Here is a 22,413-nt window from a genome sequence, read left to right as displayed (position 1 = left end):
CTCGCTCGGCCAGGGCGTCGGCGCGGGCAGTCGAGTTGGCTGGATGCTGAAGCGCTGGCCCCAGGTAATCGAGCCACCATGCGTGTTCTGCCGTCCTGTCGATGATTGATTTCGAGTGGTTTTCAAGGAGGGTTTGAGAGACCTCTAAACGGTGCTGGTATTCGAGCGGCAGAGACGTGGAATTCACCTGATATTGCTCTCCGGCGTTCCCGCCGCGCCGACCATTGACCTTCCGCACTTCGAGCGGATTCTTGCGCCAGTGACGCCGACGAAGAGCGCGATGAGCGACTTGTCGCCTAATGCCGACCAGCTCAGCAAACTCAACTGTAGACAGCCACTCACCCATAGCTAGCTACCTGGCGTCGACGCGGGGCAATTCCTGAGAATTTTGTGGGGATATGCTTACATCGCGAACGTGTAGGCTATTTGAAGATCGTCCGAGACCAACTCGCGGAGGCAATCTGCAATAGCGCTTGGTCGTGAGCTCGATGACCTCTCCGCTAGGGACTGGGCCAGTTGGATCGCTGATAACCGCCTCCGGATATTCCAGGAGATCGATGAGGCAGATCGCATCGACGAAACGATTAACGACCAATGTCTGGCGAGCCGTCTTGTCGGGTTGGTCATGCGCACCACAGACGGGAATCTGCTGACCGCAGCTGAACTGAAACGAATTCGCCGAAAGGTGCGAGCGCCACTCGCTCGATGAGGGTTACCAAAACCTGTCGCTGGGGGTTACCAATGCGCCTGTGGGGTGGCCTTAGGTTCCCAAACTTGGCCGTAATAAGCTCAATCAAAACAACTCCTTAAAGCCAGTCGGGAATTGATTGTCGTTGGGGCACATTGGTAACCTATTGTCCAAAGGGCATTGGTAACCTCTTCGGGCGAAAGCGGCGGGATATCATCCACTTAGCAGTCCGGCCAACGACAGATAATTCTGGACTCTCGCCCCTACCGACGACAGATAATTCGGGACGCCATACCAGTATGGCGTCGGGAATTATCTGTCGTTGTCGGGAATTAATCCGGACTTCGGAGAGGCCGGGTCCATTACGAAACGATCAATGATCTGTGTGTCTAGCCGCCGCCGCGGTCAGAAATCTGCGGGGTTTCACCGTCCCCGAGTGGGAGCGGTAGTCGCTCGTTGACGGTTACCAAACCTGTCGCTGGTGGGTTACCAATGCGCGTAACGGATGGCGTTGGGTTACCAATCGAGGCTACAATTAGCTAAATGAATGCAACGCCGACATGGGGTGCAGAGTTGCAGAGAAGCTGCGTAGAGCCGCCTGCGACAGTCATCGAAATTACCGGTGTTAACACCAAACATGCACGCGCCGTGGCAAAATTCATGGAGCCGGATATCATCAAGGCATGCCATGAAGGCTATGTGAACCAAGGCGGCTTCGCCTCGCCTGAGGAGTGCATTCGCCAGACGAAAGCGGACCTTCTCGGCGATGCAATTCGTGCGGAAGCAAATTGCAGTAAGGGCACCATCAATTTGGGGCATATGTCCTTCAAAATACCCCTTGAAAATAACTGCGCATCAGGCGGAATTTTTGCCGCACCAGCTTTCACAATGCTCCGCCCCAAATATCGGGGCAAGGTCGTTAAACCGTAAGGAAAGGCCATTGCGCGCACACCGAACTTTTCGAGCGCAAAAATTGCATTCTGATCGTTTGAACAACAAGTGTTCAGTTTGAAAACTGGAGCACGGGAACAGTCTTGTTTCGAAGCCCACCTCTTCTGGCAACACACCGACTCCTGCGCAGCTTGTCCTTGCAGCGCCCTTTCACGGCGGTAACAGGGGTTCGATTCCCCTTGGGCGTACCAGATAAATCAAGCACTTAGCTGTTACCTTTCGGCCCTGTCCAAGATTTGGCCAATATTCATCCAGAATCGCGCGTTTGCCGGCCGGTCCATGCGAAGACGCTAGATGCGCGTAGTGCTATTCTCTCGGCTACCAAAATGTCGCGTCCGCATAGGCCCATCGCCGCTTCGCTCTTGGTCTGATCCGCCGCCCACCTCAATGATTCCGACCAGTGCGCGAACAAACTGAACCATATCGTTTGCCGTGACTGCTGCCTCGTCAGGACTTTGCCCAATGTGCTCGGCGGCTGCGCAACATGACAGGCGGATGAGATCGTAGTGTGAATCCCTTTCATCCTCCGGAAACGCCGCTATTTTAAGGGCTCGGCGATAAATCAACCGCAGCAATTGTTCGAGAGCTGTTCCGACGACACTCATGCGTTTGCTCCGCATTGGTCGAGCGTTTTCCGGCGTCCAGAGCGCGCGTTGTAACGTCGATGAGGGAGGTGGTTTTCCCGTCCCGTGTGTGGAAGGGTGCGTCACAGCCGTTAACATATCGTTTCTTGCTAATATAAGACGCGTCGCAGAAGCCGCCCTGCAACTAGGCTGGGGCCACGTCTCCTCAGAAATTGTTCGTGTGTAGGACCAATGACGGGGCTTCGCGGGCCGATTCTACAATTGACGATGATCTTACGTAGCGTTAACTTCTTATTAGCTTTTGCTAACAAAGAGGGCTTCCAATGAAAACCGCTATCGTTTGCGCGGCGATTGTGCTTGCCGCGTCGAGCGCCGCTATGGCGCACGAGATGAAGAAGCCAACAGTCACTGCCGAAAAGACATGTGCAGGCATGTCGATCAAGGCGGCAGCAGCCGCCAAACTTGACTGCACCGCTACCGGAACCGCCAATTCACCACAGACGGACATGGGCAGTAATTCCAAGCCCCGCCTCGGCTATGAGACGAGCAGTCCCCAGGTGTTCTCTTTCGGGCTCTAGGGGTTGATGGTCGATTTTAGGGAGACGCTCACGCACGAGGCCGGCGAGTTGGCTTTCGCCGAGGAAAGGCGGGCCGGAGCACTACGGCGCAAGCTCGCGCTTCACGATGAAACGGGGGCAAAGCTAAAATCTGCCGTCGACTACGCTGCCTCTGCGGCTGCTCGCGTTCATAGATATCACCCCGTCATTGAGGAAACGCCGCAATGCCCGCGCTGCTGGATATTGCGAGCAAAGAAGGAGCCTTTGAGCAATCAAGTGAGCGGCGAAAAAAACGATTTGTTCAAGTGCCGCGAATGCGGGTACGAGATGCCCTTGGAGCCTTGAGGCCCTTGAGGCCCCGGAAGCCGAAGCGGCCGGGGCCAAAATTGATCAACAGATTTCGATTAATCTTCAAAGACCATTTCGCTGTCGACGCACACCTCCCGCTCATGGTCGCCACGCGCGCCGTCTGCCCAACAGGTTTGATTGTGGTGACGGTTCGGCGCGCCTAGCGTCGGTTCCTCGTTGCCGTCGTCCTCAGTGTCGCAGTCGTCCTGTTCCCGATCGTCGTAAGGGCTGCCCCTGCCATCATCAAAGCCCCTGACGGTCTGCGGGCCGAGCGCACACCAGCCAAGCCAAGGTTCGAGGTCGGCACCGTCTTCCAGATCGCAATCCACCTCCATCAGGTCGAGCGCCGTGATGAGGCTCATGGCGCGGTCGAGGAGATCGTTCAACTGCCTTTCGATCGCCTGCCGCCATGTCCGTGGATCGGTGCCGAGTGGCATACCCAGCGGCTTAAGAACGGCAACAGTCTTCAACAGTTCGCTCACGGTGATGCCGGCATTCATGGCGTCGTCCCCAGTGTCGCCTTGAATTGTGCGAAGACTTTATCGTGGTACCTCAAGCTGCGAATGTAAGCCAAGATATCAGCACGAGGCGCGCCGCTCTCTTGCATCCATACAATGTGGGTAAGCCACTCATGCATCTGCGCACGATAGGCGGCTGCGATATGTGGCGGCAGCGTGTCCAACAGGGCTTCGAGGCGCGCGAGTTTGGCATGAGCGCTTTCCCTGGTGGGCGGTGTGGGCGGTGTGATCAGAAGAGCCAGCGGTGCCGGCAATGCCGCTGTAGCGCCAGCTATGGCCGGCAGACAGGCAATGACGCCGAAGGCGGCGCGCCGTGAGAGGTGCGCGCTCATGACTGCACCTCGAAATAGGCCAACGCTGCGGTAAGGAGCGGGTCGACAATTCCGCTGCGTTCAAATGCCCTATTCTCTTCGGCAATCAGCTTCAGCGCTTCTATGGCGCTGCTGCGCGTCTTTGCTGGCTCATGCCATTTCTCAAGTGCCGCGAATGGCCGTTCGTATGTTATCGCGGCATAGGCGTCAGCCGCATCGTCGTCGTCTGGCGTGCTTGCATTGAAGGCAGCAAGGCCGGCGCGATAGGCACGGATGGAGTCGAGCAGCGGATCTTTGATCCGGATGGCAGTGGAAGCCGCAGTAGCGGCTCCCAGGGCCGGCAGAGAGGCAAGCCCGGCAAGGACGAGCCGGCGAGAAAATCGCCCGGTGATGATGTGCATTCCCTCGACAGCAGGCATAGCTTCGCTGGCCGCCGGAACATGGGTGTTCGGCATGGTGGTTGCCTCCAAATGGTGATATTTACACCATTAAAGGTAATGCCATAGCCGGTTTGCTGTCAACAACGTTTGGTGATAAAAACACCACATGAGACCAGTACAATGCCGTATGGGGCGCGCCGCCCTCAATTGGAGCACTCTCGACCTAGCCAAGGCGGCTGGCGTTGGGGGAAATACAGTCAATCGATTTGAGGCTGGACAGGACGCCCGCCTGAGCAGCGTGGACAAGATGCGCGCGGCACTCGAATCGGCCGGGGTCGAGTTCATTCCTGAGAATGGCGGCGGCGCTGGCGTGAGGCTTCGGAAGGCCTAAAGGCGCAAGTTCGCTTGCACGCGTGCTGGAGTTGCGCAAGTATTGGCGGATTGACTGGGGGAGCATAGTGCTGTGGTTGGGGAAAATTCCTGTGGTTTGCACTAGTGATTGTCGCTGGCGATGCAGAAGCTCAAACCCTTCAGGGCATCGAAAACTGTCGGCAGTTGGTAAACGGCGCGGACCGGCTGGCGTGCTACGACGGCCTAGGAACGAGCGCGCCATCAGTAGAAACAGGCCAAAAATCTGCGGCCCCCGTTACTCTCGCCAAAGCTCGATTCAACATCCAAGCCAAAAATTACGAACAGCAGATTTTCAACCCTCGGATTGAACTGCATATGTCATTTACCAATTCAACGGCCAAGAGAGTATCGGCCCTGGCTTTGGTAGTGTCCATCAAAGATGCGTTCGGCGATGTAGTCCTAAGCGGTGACAGTAAATTGGATGTCAACATCGGGCCGGGCGCGACCGAGACAAGCCCCACCTTCCTAATTTGGGAGGACAACCAGTTCCTTAACGACGATCCCTACAGCAAGATGGTTGGCCCGGTGGATGCGGGGACCGCAACGGCCGAGATCGCAATCAAGAAGGTGGTCTACCAAGACGGAACAGTTGAGTCCTACTAACCAAAAAGGGGGAGGGAAAACATGCCGCACATCGAGCGCATCGAGAAACGTAAGCGCGGTTTCTTCGGAATTATTTTCTGGTGGATGTTCCTGGCCTTCAACGCGCTGATGGGGCTCTGGATATTCTACGCCATCAAGATTTCCAGCGAGCACTACCAAGCCACAACAGATGCAGCCGGACAGGCTGGCACTGCGATCGGCGGGACACTTGCGGTTGGCATGCTGCTTTGGCTGTGGGTGTTCGGCGACATCATTCTCGGTTTGCTGGTCGCGCTTTCCCGAGGGAAGAAAATCACCATCGAGCGGACTGTCGCCTGATGACAACCAGATTGAGATACAGAGCCAACAGAATTTCACTGGCGCCGGCAGCTTTCCGAGCGGTGGGGGCCTGCTGTGGTTGCAGGCGGGGTTACGGCAAAAGGCAGTGACGCACACTTGGCGCCAATGACGGATTGAAGCGTCCAGTTCTTGCCCAATAAACGAGGCCTCTATTCTTTTCCCCCGCCTAATTTTGGTCAGTGCTTGCACTCCTGCCTTGATTGCGCGATTGCTCAGTTAGGGCAACAATTGGGGCGGGGCTGCGTGATACCGATGCGTCGGGTCATCGCGCACGGCGATGGCATGATCACAGACTTATTTCTCACAGCGGTCGCTGCGTTTTCTATTCTGATTCCACTCTACTTCATCCTCAAATGACAGGCGTCGGCTCCAGTTTCGCCGTGAACAAACCGGGGATTCACAGATTCGCGCACCGGGTATATGTTGCCAGGCATGGAACACGCTTTCGATGACATCGCCAGCGCCTTGAAAGCCCCTCAGACTGGCCAGGGAAGCCGCTACAGCGCGTTTGCTCTGAAGATGGCAGCGAACTTGGTCCTCGGCTTCGCTATCGGCCTGGGAATCGCCATAGGCCATGCTGTAGCGGGCTAGCGGCCCATATTTGCGCTATTGCTAATATTAGGCCATGATCCCTTTGCCGGGAGGGATCGCCGGCATGGCCCGGTTGCCGGCCTCCAACCCAAAACACCCCACGGCAGCCGGGTCGCCCGTTTATTACCGGCCGCCCTTAGCGTCCCCATAGAGGTTTTGCCCCATGCCCGACGTCTTGTTGGAATCGGGCGAGTAGATCAGCCCGACCGTCTTGCACTGGCAAACGTCGCATTTCAGCTTTGGCCTCAGATCCCACTCCATTGCGGGCATGTCCGGTCCAAATCGGTGGCGTAGCTTTTCGAGCGGTAGGGTCTTGCAGTGGTTGCAGGCCCCGTTCTGGCAAAAGGCAGTGACGCACATCTTGGCGTCTATCAGCGATTGAAGCGTCCAGTTCTTGCCTATCAAAGCACAGTGTCCCTATTTTTCCCGAAAGTCCTTCAGAGAGGCGTGACGTAGCTTCTCCTCGCCCTTCAGGAACCGCACGCGGCCGACCAGACCCGGCTTCAGCCATTCTGCCTTGTCGCTCTTAAGCCCCCTTGGAACAGGTCCGCCGACCTTCCCCTGCACGCGATCCCATAACGCTTGCCGTTTGTCAGCCTTGAAGGTGACAAAGGCGCCACCGGCATAACGGCCTTTGTCGGCCATCAGCACCATCGCGGGTTTCCCCGCCTCACGCTGCACGCCAATGATGTCCATTTCCTTTTCGGCATAGCACTTGATCTTGCGCCAGTTCATCGTCGGCCCGCTGCGGTATGTGCTGTCCTTGCGCTTTGAAACCATGCCCTCCAGGCCGGCTTGGTCGACAAGGTGATAGACGGCATCGCCGGTCCCAGGCATGGCTTCGCTGAACTGGATGCGGCCGCCGGTCGGGATCAATGCCTGGAGAATGTCGCGGCGGTCTTCCACCGGCATGTCACGCAAATCGTGACCATTGAGGTGCAGGAGGTCGAACGCCACCAGATAAAGGTCGCGCGACTGCGTGCGGCTGGTTACGGCTGATTGCATCGCATGGAAGTCAGACAGGCCAGCTTCGTTGATGGTGATCGCCTCGCCGTCAATGATGAAGTCTTTCGCTTCGATCGCCGCTGCTTCGCCGGCAAGCTGGATATATCGGCCGGTCCAGTCGTAGCCATTCTTGGTGATCAGCCGAATCCCGTCCTCATCCTTGATGACCTGGGTCCTGTACCCATCGAACTTGATTTCGTGGATCCACTCATCGCCTTGGGGCGGGGTATCGACCAGTTCGGGCTCCATCGGCTTAATGAACTTCAGACGCATGAACACACTCGCAAAACCTCGACTCAATTAGCTTTGTCTAAAATTGTTCCGAAGGGAGACGCCGACGCCGAAACAAAGCGACCGATCGCACGTTGCGAATCTCGCCACAGGAGGAACGTTAATGGCCGACGACAAGAGCAAGCGTGATGCCCGCGATCGGAACCGCGTATCGGGTGAAGAGGATTATGAGGTCGCCTATTTCGCCCGGAAATTCCAGCTCACCATGCCGGAGGTGCGAGACCTCATTGCGAAGCACGGCAACGACCGTGAGACGCTAGAGCGAGAGGCAAAAGCGCTTGGAAACCGCTGAGCCCGAGATATTCGAGCGGCTTCGCGCTCTGCCCTCGATGATGATCTCCGCCGAGGACTGTGACGAGGCCCTTGGCCTGATCAGGATGGCAATCGAGGCGACCTGTCCGGCTGGCGTGCTGGCTAGCCGAGAGATGGTCAATGCGCTCTATGGGCCGACCCCGATCCATGAGGCCGAGGCGCTGGCCAAAGCGATCATCGCCAACGGTGGAGAAGCTGACCAGCTAGACGAACCACCAAATGGCCGCCAGCACAATTGCTGCAGCGATGAGACCCGCCGATCCAGTCCTGGCATACCTGCGACGCGCCGCTTTGCGGGCTGCTGCTGGCGCATACGCGCTGTAAAGACGCTGGCCGTCTTCGGCGAAGCGGTCGCTGTTCGGGTAAGCTTTTTTGGGCTTCTGCCGTGGTCGAAGTATCCCCATGAAGGACGATGATAAACGAGATGCAGAACGCCCGCCACCCAGTGGGCCCGCCTCCTGGCAGTACGGGCAGGGAAGCGGGCCCGGCCAGGGGGGACATCCTGACCAGCAGCGGGGAGCTGCCACGTTTCGAACTTGCCGAGAAATACCAAGTTCCCACATGCGCACAAAATGCCCGCCGGCCGGAGCCAGCGGGCAGCTGACAGAAGTGGAGACCCGCCGGAGTAGCCGGCTGGCTCCCGAACCTTTGACTCTGACGTATGTTCCAGTGAGGCCCGCACCCCACCCCACTGTAGAGCGCGGGCCGGCCAGCGTCGCGAAAGACCCGGACGCGCCGCCGCCTAGGCCGGAACTTGCGACTGGTCGAGCTGTTCCCGACCCGAACACGAAAACCCGCCGGGCGTAGCCCTAGCGGGCTGCTTTGCATGGATCGGCTAGCCGGCCGACTTCGAGATGACGATCACCTGGGCCGCGATCCTCGATGTCCTACCGACGCTTCTTCGGCCCGCACGGAACGAAATAAACTCTATCCTGGATTCGCGCTGACCATCTCAGAATTTGTAGTTAATCTTGGCGACGACAGTGTTCTCGGTCTCGCGAGCGCTGAGCACGAAGGCCGGGCCTGCTAAGCTGCTGGCGCCATCTTTCGAGCCAAAATCGTAATAGTTCCATTCGACGCCAGCGGTCCAATGGTCACTGAAAGCGTAGTCAACGCCGAGGCCAGCAGTCCAACCTACCCGAGACCCACCCCCAAAGGATTGAAGCAAAAGCTGCGTCTCCGCGAACTTGTACTTGCTGAATGCAACGCCGCCATCGCCATAGATAAGCACCCGATCCATTGCGTACCCGAGGCGTCCGCGCACCGAACCCAGATAGTCCTGCTTGGTCTGGCAGACCGACCCTGGCGTAGCCGGACATTGACTATCGCCCTTTACCGAAGAGCCTGCGAAATCGCCCTCGATGCCTATGACGAATTGGTTGATCTGGTAGTTGTAACCGATCTGTCCGCCGTACACGGCTCCGGACCCGTTTGTATTGAAGGGAGCGAAGCTCCCCGGAGGGATTGCCGGCGACCATCGGCTGTCATTCCAGGCGCCTCCGACTTGTGCGCCGATATAGAAGCCGGTCCATGAGTACGGCATCGCGGCGACCGGCTCAACGAAGTCGGCAGCCAGGACTGGAGAAGAAGCTGCCAGAAACGCAACGGAACAGATGAGCGCGAGTTTCATGCCTTCGTCTCCAAATTCATCAACTTGTAGCTTTGCGCATTTTCTCAGGAAGAGTCTGCGCTACTTTTGCAACAGGGCGGATATTCTAGCGCTCGGTCGCGCATTGGATATCGTGCGTTTGCAGGCGCACGCTTTAGGCGTTGCTAGACGCAAAACTGCTGTGCGCCGCTTCAGGACCGATGAGGCAACGACCGCGACGCCGCGTCCTATCGATATGGGCGGCCGGGCGCCACAGTATCAAAAAACAGCAAGCACGCTGCGACCGATAGGACGTCGACTAGCAGTTCGTCCCCGGTCAATCCGAGAAAGTGGGCGAAATCACAAGCCAACACCAGCGCCATCGCACTTTACCGATCATAGAGTCCGGGAACACGTTGCATAGGTGAACCGTTAGAGGGCGCTAATGTTCCGATCTGGACTCCTACGCGGGAACCCGCCAAGAGTTGGGGCGCCGTTCATTCACGGCGGGTCGATCTAGCCCCGATTAACCAGAGTAGACATGCACCCTTGCACAAGGAATAACTTTAGGAGATGCTAATCCTTGGCCTTGGGAGGGCTCGGGGATGAAAATAAATACGTTGATGGCACTTGGTGCCATTGCCACGCTATGTGGCTGTCAGACCAGCAATCAATCTGACTACATGCAGAGCTGTTTGTCGCTTCCGTCTAGCAAGATGCGCCTGCGTTCTGCCTCCAGTGCTTCAGCCGCTGCTTCGGCGCCTTCGATGTCAATCTGCCCCAAGGCGGCCGTTAGATCCCCGACCGTATTTGCTTGGCGGCGCACCAAATTCAAGAAGGCTTTGAAGTCCATTTGTGAGGCTCCGGTTTCCGATGCACCGAATATACGATAAGCGGCGCAGCCAGTCATTTTGGGAAAACTGCAAACCTGCATCGGAAACTGCAAAACATGAACAGACCTGTTCACGGATGATTGGAGACATATTCGAAAAGCTCCGCCTTCTTGGTTTCGTATCTTCCACCAAACCTTGTCCCGATACGTCCGCCTTTGCACCACCTTGTGATCGTGCATTCAGACCTCCTTGCCAGATGGCCAGCTTGTTTCGGTGTCAGGATATCTGGCTGAAGAAGCCACTCGGCAGGGAATTGCGGCTCGAAATGGGGCGCAGGTTCCGGCTGCCGACAGGCTCCGGAAGAGCCGTGGCAGATATAGCGACGTAGGTCCGCCAGCGCGGCTTCTGCAGCTGCGACATAGGCTTCCAGTTGCGGATCGAGCGGTGTCATACACTCCTCCCCATCGCAAGCAGGGAACGAGGAACCAAAGCAGAATATGAGGGTTTCCTGATGGAAGGGATTCCAACGGACGCGAAACAATGCTTGAACTTTCGATCTGGAGCTTGCCAAGGCCAGGCTGAGCGTGAGCCAAGCTGAATCCGAGCTCAAACGTGTCGAGCGGATGCAGGACAAGCGCTACGGCGTGGGCATCGACCTTACCCTCTGTGACACGATACGAGGCGCGCACAGACGTGTCTGTGAAGCCAGAGAGCACCTGACGAAGATCAAGACCGGCAACATGGGCTGAGGTGGTGCTATGATCTACAATTCCGAATTTCACACTCCGACCAAATGCCCGACACAGATCGGGCAAAGAGGATATCGGCGCTTCGCCGACAGTTGGCGGAGCAAGCCGCACACACGGATGCATCGGCTCGGCTGGTCGAGAAAGCGGTTGCCAGGATGGCTGAGGCAAGCGGCTCTGGAGGCTTCGGACGGCGGCACATTCGCCGCTGGCTGGCATTTGGCAGCTGACCAACTCGGGGGCCGAGCCGGCGGTCGGGAAATTCCTTTGCGAACGTCCTGAAGAAGCGTAGCTTCACAGTGCGGGAGGGCGTCTGGGAGGAGCCCTTTATGTTCGAGGTGCGGAGCTTTGTCGCCAAGCTGGTGAAACGCGAGCGCGTAGCTGCTAAGCAGCACGTAAACTCGCCGATGGTGAAAACACTCGCCAATCGGCCGGTTCACATCAAACCCCGGCCCGCCAGGAACAGACCGGCTCCGCCTCAGCATCACGCAGCCAGCAACATGTAGGCTCGTCGGGGCCGCCGTCGCAGACAAGCTTTTGAGGGAGGACGAACGTGGCTGCCGAATACCAAGGAAACGATCTGACAGTCGCTATTGGCGACGACGAGGTGATCGAGTTGCAGCTCGATTCCGAAACGGCGGAAGATATTATTTCGGCGTTGATACAGTTCTTCCAATTAGGCCAGCGAGTTTCCTGACGCGAGCCGACGTTCGATCCTGGCTCCCTCTTTCTCCAAAGCCCTCTTGCGGCGCTGATGGCGGGTTGGGCCTTTGCGATTTGAGCCAGTCTCAGGTCTCGGTCTAAGGTCTCGGTCTTGGTCTTGGTGTGTGCACACCCTGTCACAGGGTGTAAAACTACCCCTACAGAGGGTGTGCACAGGGTCACTACAGGGTGTCTACAGGGTCTCATTGGCCACCCCGCATCAATCGAGTGCCCATCAGACGCGAAGTGGTTCCGATGGTCTCAGCCACCGATCTGGACATTCCAGCGGCCTTTGCGGCCTTGTCCGCTGCCTTCTGTGCTTCCCGTTCGATACGAGCCGCGTTGACCTCATCGAAGCCCGCGACGGCCTTCTCTCGCAACCGGTCGCTCTCGATTGCCTGGAGGCGGCGCCGTGTGCCTATGGCGTGGTCATCGTTGGTCGGCGGGTTATGCTTGAACCAGCGTTCTATGAGGATCACGTCGCGGTCGCGGTCGATCAACTCAACCTCGACCAGCTCGCGAAGTGCGCTCTCATACGCCGCATCAGTCCAGCCGAGATCCGCGCAAGCGTACCCAGGCGGGAGGTCGTAGACCCCGGCACTCGTCACATGGGCATTGGTGAGGAGATAGAGAAATCCCACCTTCGCCTCGTCCGGCAAGCTGATAAACCGCCGGGAGCGCCAGACGGCCGGCGCTACCTTGGTGAAGCTGCGGGCGCTCATTCGGCTGCCTCGCACCGAAGGCGCCGATGCTCTGCCTGATGGTCACGCCGGCAAAGCCAATCCACATCCATCGGCCGGTCATAGTCCGGATGATGTGCTTCGGCATCGAGATTGCCGCAGACCCTGCACGGCTCCTGAATGACCAGCCCCCGCTTCAAGGCACTCCGCAAGGACTGTTGAGCCCAGACTTTTTTCGGGTTGGCGCGCTTCCACCTCTCTTGCGGCGTAATGCGGTCGGCGTTAGACTTACGCGTCAACCTTCCTTTGCCGCCGTTCCCGACTGCAATCGGGGCGGCGGCCTCGTTTTCAAGAGGCGTCTGCATTGCTGATGCCTCCCTTCACGATCTTGAACAACGTCAACGCTTCGTCCGGTGTCAGTTTGAAGCGCTGCGCCAGCATCTCCCGCGTGGTCCAATGGGTCCGGCCTTCGCCAGCATAGGCGATGAACCAAGAGGCCTTTTCGATCATGTCATCGATGAAGGTCGTCAATGCGCCCTCGCCAAACGAAGGGCGTTGGCGAGGCGAATGGCCTCGATTGCCTGGGGTGCCGTGATGCCGAAGCGGCTGCGCAACTCAGGAACGGTTGCCGCGCCGGTCTTGCCGCCACCGGCGAGCCATTCGGCTGCGTGCTGGACTTGCTGGTCGGGATTGAGATCGAACTGCATTATGCGGCCTCCGCCTTGGCCGCGCCAAGTTCGCAGGCTTTGCGCCAATCCGCCGCCGCTTCCCTAGAGCTGCATGAGGGAGCCGGTGATTTGGCTAAAATAGCCCACCGAACTGTTGGGTGACGACCAGATGTCCACGGATTTTGTTGAACTTAATCGCTGGTTTGCTCCGATCCGCAGAGATCAGGAACTCAATCCTGAATACGGGGCGCATTGGGGCGCGCGGCTATGGGAGAAATCGCATCAGTTCCGGCCGATGAACGAAGCTTGCAAGAACGCCAAGATCCTCCGCGCAGGCGTTCATCCTGATCGACGAAATCGATGCCCACCTCCACCCGTCGTGGCGGCTGGCAGTGGTGGAAGCCTTGCGTGAGACATTCCCACTTGCACAGTTCCTGATGACAACCCACGACCCACTTCCGCTGCGCGGGTTGATCGAAGGCGAAGTAGTCATCCTCGACCGCGGCGAGAACGGAACCACTATCGAGCGACCTGCTGTCCTCGGATTGGACGGGATGAGCGTCGACCAGATCCTGACGTCCGACCTGTTCGGCCTGACCACGACGTTCGACATCACTACTGCCGACCGGCTGGCCCGGTACTATTCCCTCCTTGCGCGGCCGGTCCGTTCGGAAGCTGAAGACCAGGCGCTCGTCGCTGCTGAGGCTGCACTTCCGTCGGCAGTCCCGCTCGGCGACAATCCGCGCGAGAGGCTCATGTACAGGATCATCGACACCTATCTCTCTCGGTCATCCCGTTCCACACCTCATACATGACATCCATAATATCGGCCGTGATCGCAACGATGCTCTTGAACCCTGAACTAAGCTCATCGAGCGGTTGGGCTCGTCCATTCTCATCCACGATTAGTCGGTTGCCCGCGCCCAAGCTTGCCTTCGCCCTGCCTCGGAGTACGGCGTTGAGGGCGCGAGTCGCGTCGTTTAGTCGCTCGACATCGGGTTCGCCGTTCGCTCGTCTGAGGTGCTGGCGAAGTCCAAAGGCGCCGTTCACGAGCGCACGCTCCGAGAAGAGGCTCTGGATGCGGAGCTCGTACTCGCTGCCGCGATGGGTCAGCTCGCGCCGCGCCGCCATACGGTATGCACCGTATCCAAGCACCATCACAGGCACCTGCGCGTGGCCGTCGAACGCCGGCGACGAGGAGTTGAACGAAACGCGGTTTGTACGCTCTGTTCCCCAGAACTCGACGACGATCTCGCCCTCCTCCTCCCCTTCGGTGAGGCACCAGTTCGGCGTGACGTTGGCATCCAACGCACGTTCCGGACCGAGACAACCGAGTGCGGCGGCCTGCAGCACGGACGTCTTTCCAACGCCGTCGTCGCCGAGCACTACCACCGACCCGGCCGCTTTGACCTGCTCCTTGCCGCGCGGAGGAAACTCGAGGACGGCTTGGACAAGGCCTCGAAAATGCCTGACCGATACGCGGCGCACGTAGCGGCGCCGTCGGCGTCCTTCATCAGGCCGCCATCCATCGTCGATCAAGTCTGGGTCTTCAGGGCTGAAGGCGTTGGTGATTAGGTTGCCGAGAGTCCGCCTGTTCGTCGGCCGCCGCCGCATCCTCGCGCGTGCCAAGTAAGGCGGAAACCGTTCGAGGAGAGCGAGCCAGGCAGCACCGGAGTACGGGGCACGAGGCAGGAGCCTGTCGATCCGCGCCGACATAGGTTGGCGTGGCGATAGAAAGACCCGTAGCACCCCGCTACGCGCCTCGATAAGGGTCGGCCGGTTTAGGTCGAGGATGTCGATCGTCATCTCCCCACGCGACGTCTTGCCGATTAGGTTGCCCCGGTGATCGATGGAGAAGTGGTCTGCGGGAAGATCGGCACACGGGTCAATCAAGGTCTCGCGTTCGATGTTGCGGAGTTGTGCGACGGAGCGTCGGATGGGTCCGCGGGGGTCCGCGGGGAAGCGGTTGCGCTTCTCCCGCAAACAGTCCGGACATGCAAGATAGAGGTTCGCCCAGTCGAGCGCGAGCCAACAGTAGTGCTGGTAGTGCACCTCCCCATCGCCACCTTCCGCACCCTGCTGTGGTCGGAAATGGTCGATCTCGCCCCCCGTGGTCACTGGCGTCTCGCAGTATGCGCAGGCTCCTTCAAACAGGCGATCAAGCGAGCGACGAAGTTCTCGGTCTTCCAGCACCTCGAACGGCAGCTTGGGCGGTCGCTCGCCTCGATTTCCCTGACTGAGATATCGATCTACCCGGACACGATAGTCCTGCGCCAAAGTCGATCGCAGGGCGGCAGGACCTGCGACACGGCGTCTGTCGATATAGCGCAATCACCCCTCCCTCTTCTGTCCGACCAATAACGCCCGCTAAAGTCATATCTAATGCGATTGCGCCTCACGGACTGGAGCAAGGCCGTCCCATCGGGGCGGCGGTTCCTGACAGCCGAAAATTGATTGAGCATGCGACACAGCTGTTGGTTAGAGCAGCATCACTGATATGGCGAATTAACTCTTCATCGGATGGCGGTGTGCCGGCACGCAACTCGGGCAACTCGATGACAGCCGCATGCCTGCAGGAAGCAGCATCACCGACCTGAGCCGATATCATTCGCTGCGTCGCATTGGCTAGCTGCCATGTGAGCGGCAGGGACAATGCGGCATTCAGTTTGACGAGGGGAGACGGTGAGGAAAAATCGCCTGTGGTTCCCGCTGTCGAACCGTGCTGGGGGTTTAGAAGCGTCCTGATGCGATGGGTCGCCATGTCGGCCCTCGTGATCCTCGAGGCAAGGAGCGTGCGCACTGGCGAAAGCAGGTCACCAAATCCCTCGACTGCTCCCGGCCGCAGAACGCCTTCCGACGTGAGCGTGATCAAATGGACTTCGAAAGGGGGCACCTGCCCAATCGTGAGCTTTCCACCTAGCTGCTGAACCTGACGAAGCTCCATGATAAGGTCAAACGCCGTTTCATCGCCGGAGTTGTCAAGATAACCACCGTCGACCAGCCGGAACTCGGTTCTGCTGGTGATGAAGCGGGCCGCCGGCATGACCCACGGAAAACGGGCGCTCAGCCCCAGTGCGGTGCTAAGCTTAATGTCCTCGTCTGCACCCAACGCCTCCCATCCGTCATCGACGAGCTCGCCGTTAAAATAGCGCGTGTAGCGCGCTCTCTGATGGAGTGTGCCTGCCTCCAGCGGGCCGTCGATTGACATAAACGGTGCCACCACCACGCGCATACCGTTTTCGACCTGAGTCGTGTTCGCCAAGATTGCCGGCGCAGCACCATCTGGCCTCCAGAAACCCAAATAGGGTGCAGATAGCGGATTCTGGATGGCCGGCAGTACATCGCTCCATGCGCGCTCGAGTCCGGTGTCGAAGACGTCAGCCCTATCGTGGCGCGAAATCAACGCTGGAACTAACGTCGCCGGCAGATCGCTGAAGAGCATCGACGCCATCACTGGTGCGAGGAAATCGCGATCGAGAATCTGGCGCGTGGTTCGCTCGAACATGCCCGGGGCCATCGTACCAACGGCGCATTCGGCCCAGGGCCCGTTGGCGGCAAACGACTTCGCTAGCGCCGCAAAGACGCCCGCGCCGATTGAACCGCCGGAAACCGAACTTATTGCGAAGATGTGCTGGGAGAAGCTTGGGCAGCGATCCTGAACGCGAGCAAGGAATGTGGCGGCAAAGTCTGCGGCGTAGTGCCCGCCGCCTGCCGCGGAGATGATGAATACCGGATATGGACGTCCCGAACTCAGGAAATGATCGCGGTCACCGCGAGCCGAGAGCCAAGCATAGAGCGCTGCGGCAGTCGGTTGAACACCTGCGGCACCCTCGGGACGTCGCACCTTCGACGGAATATGGTTGTCGCTGACGTTCAACCACGAAAGGTAGACAGCGACGATCAGCAGGATGGAGAAAGCGGGAATATTCCAACGGTCGCGTAACCGAAAAAGGACGCTCAGGAACCCTCCTGTAACCAGCAAAAAGAAGAGCACTATGGCCATGCTGCCCAACAATACAGGGAGTCGGTACGGGGCAAGTGCAAACGCGACCCAACCTACTGAGCCCAAGCCGCATATCGGACCGAGGATCCGAACAAAACGCGGACGGAACGTTCGCCCGACGCACAGGAAAAGGGCTGCGACCAGCGCACCCAGAAATGCCACTAAGAGGGCGGCTAACACGAGGTTCGAGGGAAGGTCGGATATCGAATCGAAGATTGCGGAAAAGGCCCCATCGAGCGCGCCGGCAGGTTGCCCCGCGCCCATGACCTTTGTCCTCGATCCCGCTAGGAAAAGCCCGCTGGCGGCGCCCAGAAATGGTAGCAAAGCGATCACAGCCACCAACGCCGCTCTAAATCGACTGCCAGGTTGCGTGAGGGCCAAACCGAGTAGCGAAAGTCCGACCGCCAGGCTCAGCAGCGCCACAAGGGCGAATATCAACGGACCGACCTGGCCTTGTGTATCCAAAGCAAGAACCCGGTAAATCTCATGAGTCTGCTCGGGAAAAGTCAGGGCCGCGGCAGAAACGGCGGCAACCACTACCGGTGCTCTGGCTTCGCGAACAAGCCTCAGGCGGGTGGTGAGGCCGCCTTTCCATTGTAGAAACTTCGCTCTAAGTTGAGTACCAATTCCGTGCCTCAACTCTCTCCTTCCACTCATCCGCCTATTGTTCACACACGGACCTACTTTATGTCTGGGTTGGAAATTGCCTCGTCGTACTTGTCGATGGCGATCAGTTCGGACAGGTCGATCCAACCACGCATCGCGTCCTGGATGGCGCTGATGCGCTCAAGCTCGCCCTTCCAGTTGGGCGTGATCTTGAACTCATCCTCCGTGAACGGGATAACATCCTGCTTGAGGACGAAGCCGTAGGCACCGGCGGCGCTGCCTTGTTTGTTGACCACGATCTTCCAATAGGCGCGCGGTATCTGCACGCGGATACCGCCGTCGTCGTCTCGTCCGTTGAACCAACGATCCTTGGCGCCGAATATTGGACCCGCATAGATCACGACTTTCTCTTTGTCCTTGTCAGGGCCGGTCTGCTTCTGGACCAACACTTCGAGATCGCCCCAGTTATCCTCTCCCTTAGGGGCCTGATTGAAGGCACCGATCTGCGGTGAGCAGTTGGTGACGTGAAAAGTGTCGCCGTTGGCCATCTGGATGTCGTCGAAAGTGTCGCCCCAGCACACATCGTCGCGCCGCACGATGTGGCCCTTGTCGAATGCGCCTGCCTCCGACCCGGGCTTGTAGTAGTCCTTGGTGAAGAAAATGTCGGGGAGCTGGTGTCTGGCAGCGATCCGCGGATCAGTCACCCATTGCTCGTAGATCCTCTTGTCCGGAGGGAACCCGCAGAGCGTGTCCCGGTCAGTCGGCTTTTCGTCGACAGTTTTTGGCCGGTCGCGCCAGTCGACGTTGGACGCGGTAAAGAGCGCTATACGCCGCTCGGCGTGCATCCAGATCGAGAACTTGTTGTACTTCAGCTCGGTCCCACCACCATCGAGAAGCGGTGCCGCGATTGCTTCCCCCTGAGGCGTCAACTTGGGCATGGGGGCGCTCTTGCCCAGAAACTTGCGCTTGAAGCCCTGGCGGCTCGGCAGGTTGTCGAAGATCACCGGAATTTGGAATGTCGCCGCCTCGGTAGAGTCGACGAGCGGCTCGGCCTTGACGGTCGTTTTCTCTGGCGCCGTGACGACAGGCGCGACGTCACTAGGCGCGCCGACCAAACTCACCCTGAGGGCCAGCGGCAGGATAAGCCCGCCCAAACCATCGCTCACCGATCCGGCTGCGGAGACTGCAGGCTTTTGCGTCACTTCCTCGACCAATTTACCTTCCCTCCCATCCGAAATCGGCGCGCTGCTGTTGCCCTTTCTGGCGATGGCAGCGCTAAGCACGTCGCCGCCCGCCATTGCCGCCTCGACGACCGGTCGCCAACTCCCCGGTTGCGCCGCTGCCATCTCGGGTAGAATTGCACAGATGCGGCTGATGCGAATGCCGACGTTGAACTCCCAGACCACATCTGATTCATCGCGATCGTCGACGCTCGCGACATATTCACCGCTCTTGAGCAGGAATTGGCCCGCCTCGTTGCGCTTGATCCGGCCGCCAGAGTGAAGCGCCGCGATCTGAAAGCTGTCGTTGAATACTGGCGCACCTGACGAGCCATGAGCGGTGTCGGCAGTGTAGCGGATGACGAACTCCTCCTGGGACGCCGTGACGACCTTGTTCTCGCGGAGCGCTATTTGCATATAGTCGCCGTCGGGGTGCTGCACGATGGTGACGAACTTGCCCTCATACGTTTTGCCAGTGCCAGGGCTGAGCTTGAGGTAACCGCGCTCGCTCAGCGCAACCCCGTTGGTCGCCGTCGGAGAGAGAGCGACCACCGCAAAGTCGAGCTCCTTATCGTTGACGAAGAAACGGTCGGGTTCCATCGCAAAGGTCACGGTCGGATTGTCCCCGCCGGCTATGTCGTGCCAGTAGCCAAACTGTGCAAGGCCGCCAATCGCCGCTTCCGCGTTTGGAAGCACATGGTGATTGGTCATCAACAGGCCAGGTGCGACAAGGAATCCGGTTGCTTGCTCTCGGCCCCGCTCAGAGTCGATTTGCAACCGGGCAATACAGTTCATGATCAGATTGCAGCGAGGAATGAAGTTGGCATCGACAAGATCGAAATCTTCGATCATCGCCTCCATCTCGATCCGCGTGGGACGCTGTCCTTCGGACGATAAATTGCGGATGGCGACGATGGCTGGATCCGCTGCGGCCAGCTGCGCTCGCGCCGACTTGCTCACGGCAGCGACCGATTGTCGGCTGGAGATAGCCGGCGCACCGCTTTCCCAGCGCGCCTCCTTGACCTCGCGGATTTTCACAATACCCCCCTTCAAAAAAATACTTGCGCCGCCAAGTATTCAATGTCGCAGCTGTTGCTGTAACAAACAAGCGGCAGATTCTACAAAAGGTTGTCGGCTCACCTGACATTGTAGGCAGTCAATGAGCGCCAGAAGACGGACCGCCACTGCCGAGGCATCGCCACCAACTGTTTGTGGACTCACCAGCTTTGCCCAGTCGGGCCTCTGTCGCAGTGAATATTGAGTCAGTCGATGAACAGTCTGGTTTATGCCATCACTTGGTCGAGGCCGGATCATCCCTGCAGCATCGAGTGCAATATCGCCTGCATTTGCCCTTCCAGATCGAGCTCTCCCCGTGCCTCAACAGTCAACAGGTACCCATCCTTGGCCCGGCGATCGCGTCGGCTAGTAGCAGGATAGGAACAGATGCCAGCAATGCTTGCTCTTCAATTCGGTCTGCCCGTTGGCGGTCGTGCCACCTGCTGCCCACTTGATGAACGACCGCATGGAGTGCGTTGCAGCATTGCGGACCTCACCATATCCAACCCGCGTCCCTTTTACGAATCGAAGGAAGGAGCATATTTGGCCGAGGAATTCATACAGCTTGGCGGCCTTCAGGGGTCTGCCATCCAAGGATCGAAGCAGCGCCCGATGTGAAATCGTGGGTACCAGCGGAAGCCGGACACCCCCGCCGCCCAAGGCCAGGAAGTGGTCGAATGGCTGAACGGTTACCGCGAGATTGCCGAATTCCAGTGCGATGCCGACCTTCTTTGGATGGATTGCCGGACCGCATGAAGTGACGGCTTCCACCAATCCCTTGGATTTCCCGGCGAGATCCAGAGGCGAGTCCTCACCGGTCGGAAAACAGGCGGCGTTTGAGCCGTTCTGCCGAGGTCATTTCGGCTTCCTCGTCAACATCTTCCTCATCGGCGGCGACTGCGTCCCGCGACAACATGATCAGCGCGTAACCTTGCCGTTGCAGAAGAATCTGCTCATAGAGCGGCGCGGGTTGGCGACCCCTTTCGACAGGGAGCCACACGCCGGCGTCAGTCTCGTCGATCTCACTGGGCACGCCCATCTCATGCTTCCGGCGATGCAGCAGCGAGTGTGCGGGAACCATGGCCCCGGTCGGGATTGCAAGTCGGGGAAACTTGAGCGAGTCGCGATAGTCGCGCAACAACTTGCCGTTCTGCGTCACGACGAGGGCGACAGGTTCTTCGCGAAATCTGACGTATGCGCGGCCGGCCGCCTCCTTGCTGACGTCGTACTTCTTGGCGATGGACGACAGTTGGCGGATGTCAGGGTCTTTGCCGACCGCGACATCCATCCGGAACTTCGGGGGCGGCATCAGGAGCTGCGAGGCAAAGCGATTGGCCTCTACTTCCATTTTCAGGCGCCGGTCCGACTCCCCGCCCTTCAGCTCGCGCATGTCCTGCAACTTACACAGGAAGCGGCCTTCCGCCGAGGGTACGTGCGACGGGATGAGAAAATGCCCAAGCTCGTGGGCGATGGTGAAGCGCCGCCGCTCCCGTGGGCTTGCCTCGTTGAAAAGAATCGATCCGTTGAACTTGTCGGGCGTGGTGACGAGCCCGCCTTCATAGCTATGCGTCGTGAGTGGCACGATTTCGTGAATGTCCAGTCTCAGGCACAATTCCTCGATCGGCACCGGAATCGGCAGCTGCGGCTCGAGCTTCAGGATCTCGAGAACGAGGCGCTCGGGGCTGCCCGCGTCGGCAAGGTCCATCCGCGTGATCTTCATGATTTTCGGCTGGCTTTCAGCCGCTCGGCAATGAGCGCTATGGTCTCGCGATCCTCAGGCTCCAGTTCGCTTAGGTTGCGATAAAGGGCAATCAGGTCAGGCTCTTCCTCTGCGCCCGTCGGATCTTCACCCACCAATTCAGCCACGCCAATCTTGTAATAGTCGGCAAGGCCCTTCAGCAGGACCAGCGACGGGTTCTTGCTGGCGCCGCGTTCGAGGTCCCAGATATGCGCCTTGGAGGCCCCCACCGCATCAGCGACCTCCTGCAAGGATTTCGCCTTCCTCAGGCGCAGCTGCTTCAATTTGACGGCCAATTCTACCATTCAGTCCTTCTCCACGAGTCATATCGGCGCGCACGCTTGCGCGGCACGCCGTCTGATAAGGCATTACAACATCATACCGTGGGCATTGACGCAAGCCTCACCGTACGATATAGTTGTACGAGTTTGTAGCAAACAGGTTTTAACGGAGACTTTCATGGGCAAAAATCAGCATGTGGTACCTCGTGACGGACAATGGGCGGTGCTCGGCGCCGGCAACAGCCGTGCAACTTCCCTTCACCCCACCCAGGCCGACGCCATCTCTTCGGCCCGGGCCATCGCGATCAATCAATACAGCGAAGTCGTGATCCACCGCCCCAATGGCCAGATCCGCGACTCCAACTCGTACGGCAACGACCCCTACCCTCCCAAGGGCTAACAG

26 protein-coding genes and 1 pseudogene are annotated in these 22,413 nt (G+C 58.7%); 10 read left to right on the top strand and 17 right to left on the bottom strand.

What is annotated here, in order from left to right; translation table 11 throughout:
• The first annotated feature begins 1,231 nt into the window (after positions 1-1,231).
• Both FJ943_RS13115 and FJ943_RS13105 read left to right on the top strand, forming a co-directional pair.
• Complete coding sequence (locus tag FJ943_RS13115) at positions 1,232-1,618, top strand: hypothetical protein (RefSeq protein WP_140663801.1); 387 nt, start codon at positions 1,232-1,234, stop codon at positions 1,616-1,618.
• Between the two features lie 928 nt (positions 1,619-2,546).
• Complete coding sequence (locus FJ943_RS13105; RefSeq protein ID WP_140663803.1) at positions 2,547-2,801, top strand: hypothetical protein; 255 nt, start codon at positions 2,547-2,549, stop codon at positions 2,799-2,801.
• Positions 2,802-3,184: 383 nt separating this feature from the next.
• On the opposite strand, the gene FJ943_RS13100 is transcribed toward FJ943_RS13105, so the two are convergent.
• Genes FJ943_RS13100 through FJ943_RS13090 form a run of 3 tightly spaced genes read right to left on the bottom strand, consistent with a single transcriptional unit; the run spans position 3,185 to position 4,412 of the window.
• Complete coding sequence (locus tag FJ943_RS13100; protein ID WP_140663806.1) at positions 3,185-3,628, bottom strand: hypothetical protein; 444 nt, start codon at positions 3,626-3,628, stop codon at positions 3,185-3,187.
• Entirely contained in the window at positions 3,625-3,978 is a 354-nt protein-coding gene (locus FJ943_RS13095) for a hypothetical protein (RefSeq protein ID WP_140663809.1), read from the bottom strand. The genes FJ943_RS13100 and FJ943_RS13095 overlap by 4 nt, the downstream gene beginning before the upstream one ends.
• Positions 3,975-4,412 (bottom strand): hypothetical protein, encoded by a 438-nt coding sequence (locus FJ943_RS13090; protein ID WP_140663812.1) that lies wholly within the window; start codon positions 4,410-4,412, stop codon positions 3,975-3,977. Before FJ943_RS13090 ends, FJ943_RS13095 begins: the two co-directional genes overlap by 4 nt.
• 420 nt (positions 4,413-4,832) lie before the next feature.
• Here FJ943_RS13090 and FJ943_RS13080 point away from each other — a divergent pair, with 420 nt between their 5' ends.
• Together FJ943_RS13080 and FJ943_RS13075 are read left to right on the top strand one after the other, a co-directional pair.
• Complete coding sequence (locus FJ943_RS13080; RefSeq protein WP_140722052.1) at positions 4,833-5,351, top strand: hypothetical protein; 519 nt, start codon at positions 4,833-4,835, stop codon at positions 5,349-5,351.
• A 21-nt stretch (positions 5,352-5,372) separates the two neighbouring features.
• Positions 5,373-5,669 carry a hypothetical protein gene (locus FJ943_RS13075; protein ID WP_140663821.1) on the top strand — a complete coding sequence of 99 codons (297 nt, stop codon included), beginning with the start codon at positions 5,373-5,375 and terminating at the stop codon, positions 5,667-5,669.
• A gap of 1,029 nt (positions 5,670-6,698) precedes the next feature.
• Here FJ943_RS13075 and FJ943_RS13065 read toward each other — a convergent pair.
• A complete protein-coding gene (locus tag FJ943_RS13065) occupies positions 6,699-7,559 on the bottom strand; it encodes an ATP-dependent DNA ligase (RefSeq protein ID WP_140663824.1) in 861 nt (286 codons plus the stop codon).
• Positions 7,560-7,680: 121 nt separating this feature from the next.
• Between FJ943_RS13065 and FJ943_RS13060 the strand changes: the two genes are divergently transcribed.
• Together FJ943_RS13060 and FJ943_RS29935 are read left to right on the top strand one after the other, a co-directional pair.
• Positions 7,681-7,869, top strand: coding sequence for a DUF3606 domain-containing protein (locus FJ943_RS13060; RefSeq protein WP_140663827.1), 189 nt, complete (start codon positions 7,681-7,683; stop codon positions 7,867-7,869).
• A 37-nt stretch (positions 7,870-7,906) separates the two neighbouring features.
• The gene (locus FJ943_RS29935) at positions 7,907-8,305 is read left to right on the top strand and encodes a hypothetical protein (protein WP_246671867.1); all 399 of its coding nucleotides are present in this window, start codon (positions 7,907-7,909) and stop codon (positions 8,303-8,305) included.
• 536 nt (positions 8,306-8,841) lie between these two features.
• Here the strand turns inward: FJ943_RS29935 and FJ943_RS13050 are convergent.
• The 3 genes from FJ943_RS13050 to FJ943_RS13045 form a co-directional block, all read right to left on the bottom strand.
• Complete coding sequence (locus FJ943_RS13050) at positions 8,842-9,519, bottom strand: outer membrane protein (protein ID WP_140663830.1); 678 nt, start codon at positions 9,517-9,519, stop codon at positions 8,842-8,844.
• Positions 9,520-10,156: 637 nt separating this feature from the next.
• Positions 10,157-10,330 carry a hypothetical protein gene (locus FJ943_RS29610; RefSeq protein WP_181174549.1) on the bottom strand — a complete coding sequence of 58 codons (174 nt, stop codon included), beginning with the start codon at positions 10,328-10,330 and terminating at the stop codon, positions 10,157-10,159.
• A 110-nt stretch (positions 10,331-10,440) separates the two neighbouring features.
• Positions 10,441-10,761, bottom strand: coding sequence for a helix-turn-helix domain-containing protein (locus tag FJ943_RS13045; protein ID WP_140663832.1), 321 nt, complete (start codon positions 10,759-10,761; stop codon positions 10,441-10,443).
• 133 nt (positions 10,762-10,894) lie between these two features.
• On the opposite strand from FJ943_RS13045, the gene FJ943_RS13040 reads away from it, so the two are divergent.
• The gene (locus tag FJ943_RS13040; RefSeq protein WP_246671866.1) at positions 10,895-11,059 is read left to right on the top strand and encodes a hypothetical protein; all 165 of its coding nucleotides are present in this window, start codon (positions 10,895-10,897) and stop codon (positions 11,057-11,059) included.
• A 550-nt stretch (positions 11,060-11,609) separates the two neighbouring features.
• On the top strand, positions 11,610-11,753 hold the full coding sequence (locus tag FJ943_RS29605) for a hypothetical protein (RefSeq protein ID WP_181174548.1): 144 nt from the start codon (positions 11,610-11,612) through the stop codon (positions 11,751-11,753).
• Positions 11,754-11,961: 208 nt separating this feature from the next.
• On the opposite strand, the gene FJ943_RS13035 is transcribed toward FJ943_RS29605, so the two are convergent.
• Genes FJ943_RS13035 through FJ943_RS13020 form a run of 4 tightly spaced genes read right to left on the bottom strand, consistent with a single transcriptional unit; the run spans position 11,962 to position 13,145 of the window.
• Positions 11,962-12,480: a hypothetical protein gene (locus FJ943_RS13035; RefSeq protein WP_140663838.1), complete on the bottom strand. Its 519-nt coding sequence runs from the start codon at positions 12,478-12,480 to the stop codon at positions 11,962-11,964.
• A complete protein-coding gene (locus FJ943_RS13030; RefSeq protein ID WP_140663841.1) occupies positions 12,477-12,803 on the bottom strand; it encodes a hypothetical protein in 327 nt (108 codons plus the stop codon). The genes FJ943_RS13035 and FJ943_RS13030 overlap by 4 nt, the downstream gene beginning before the upstream one ends.
• Positions 12,787-12,969 carry a hypothetical protein gene (locus tag FJ943_RS13025; RefSeq protein ID WP_140663843.1) on the bottom strand — a complete coding sequence of 61 codons (183 nt, stop codon included), beginning with the start codon at positions 12,967-12,969 and terminating at the stop codon, positions 12,787-12,789. Before FJ943_RS13025 ends, FJ943_RS13030 begins: the two co-directional genes overlap by 17 nt.
• Entirely contained in the window at positions 12,966-13,145 is a 180-nt protein-coding gene (locus FJ943_RS13020) for a hypothetical protein (RefSeq protein WP_140663846.1), read from the bottom strand. The genes FJ943_RS13025 and FJ943_RS13020 overlap by 4 nt, the downstream gene beginning before the upstream one ends.
• A gap of 299 nt (positions 13,146-13,444) precedes the next feature.
• On the opposite strand from FJ943_RS13020, the pseudogene FJ943_RS13015 reads away from it, so the two are divergent.
• Positions 13,445-13,921, top strand: a pseudogene (locus tag FJ943_RS13015) (AAA family ATPase); the annotation flags it as partial.
• Here the strand turns inward: FJ943_RS13015 and FJ943_RS13010 are convergent.
• From FJ943_RS13010 to FJ943_RS12985, 6 genes are all read right to left on the bottom strand, one after another.
• The gene (locus tag FJ943_RS13010) at positions 13,872-15,437 is read right to left on the bottom strand and encodes a hypothetical protein (protein ID WP_140722046.1); all 1,566 of its coding nucleotides are present in this window, start codon (positions 15,435-15,437) and stop codon (positions 13,872-13,874) included. The pseudogene FJ943_RS13015 and the gene FJ943_RS13010 overlap by 50 nt on opposite strands.
• A gap of 64 nt (positions 15,438-15,501) precedes the next feature.
• A complete protein-coding gene (locus FJ943_RS13005; RefSeq protein WP_140722042.1) occupies positions 15,502-17,748 on the bottom strand; it encodes a hypothetical protein in 2,247 nt (748 codons plus the stop codon).
• Positions 17,749-17,789: 41 nt separating this feature from the next.
• The gene (locus FJ943_RS13000; protein ID WP_140722038.1) at positions 17,790-19,973 is read right to left on the bottom strand and encodes a DNA/RNA non-specific endonuclease; all 2,184 of its coding nucleotides are present in this window, start codon (positions 19,971-19,973) and stop codon (positions 17,790-17,792) included.
• Between the two features lie 384 nt (positions 19,974-20,357).
• Positions 20,358-20,765: a hypothetical protein gene (locus tag FJ943_RS29600; RefSeq protein ID WP_181174547.1), complete on the bottom strand. Its 408-nt coding sequence runs from the start codon at positions 20,763-20,765 to the stop codon at positions 20,358-20,360.
• 37 nt (positions 20,766-20,802) lie between these two features.
• Positions 20,803-21,711, bottom strand: coding sequence for an ImmA/IrrE family metallo-endopeptidase (locus tag FJ943_RS12990; RefSeq protein ID WP_140663870.1), 909 nt, complete (start codon positions 21,709-21,711; stop codon positions 20,803-20,805).
• Entirely contained in the window at positions 21,708-22,034 is a 327-nt protein-coding gene (locus FJ943_RS12985) for a helix-turn-helix transcriptional regulator (protein ID WP_140663872.1), read from the bottom strand. The genes FJ943_RS12990 and FJ943_RS12985 overlap by 4 nt, the downstream gene beginning before the upstream one ends.
• Before the next feature lie 154 nt (positions 22,035-22,188).
• On the opposite strand from FJ943_RS12985, the gene FJ943_RS12980 reads away from it, so the two are divergent.
• Complete coding sequence (locus tag FJ943_RS12980; protein WP_140663875.1) at positions 22,189-22,410, top strand: DUF2188 domain-containing protein; 222 nt, start codon at positions 22,189-22,191, stop codon at positions 22,408-22,410.
• Positions 22,411-22,413: the final 3 nt, after the last annotated feature.

Origin of the sequence: Mesorhizobium sp. B2-3-10, assembly GCF_006442275.1 — a bacterium.
Classification (GTDB): Bacteria; Pseudomonadota; Alphaproteobacteria; order Rhizobiales; family Rhizobiaceae; genus Mesorhizobium; species Mesorhizobium australicum.
The sequence above is the reverse complement of the archived record's forward strand: the minus strand, read 5'-3'. Positions and strand labels throughout refer to the sequence as shown.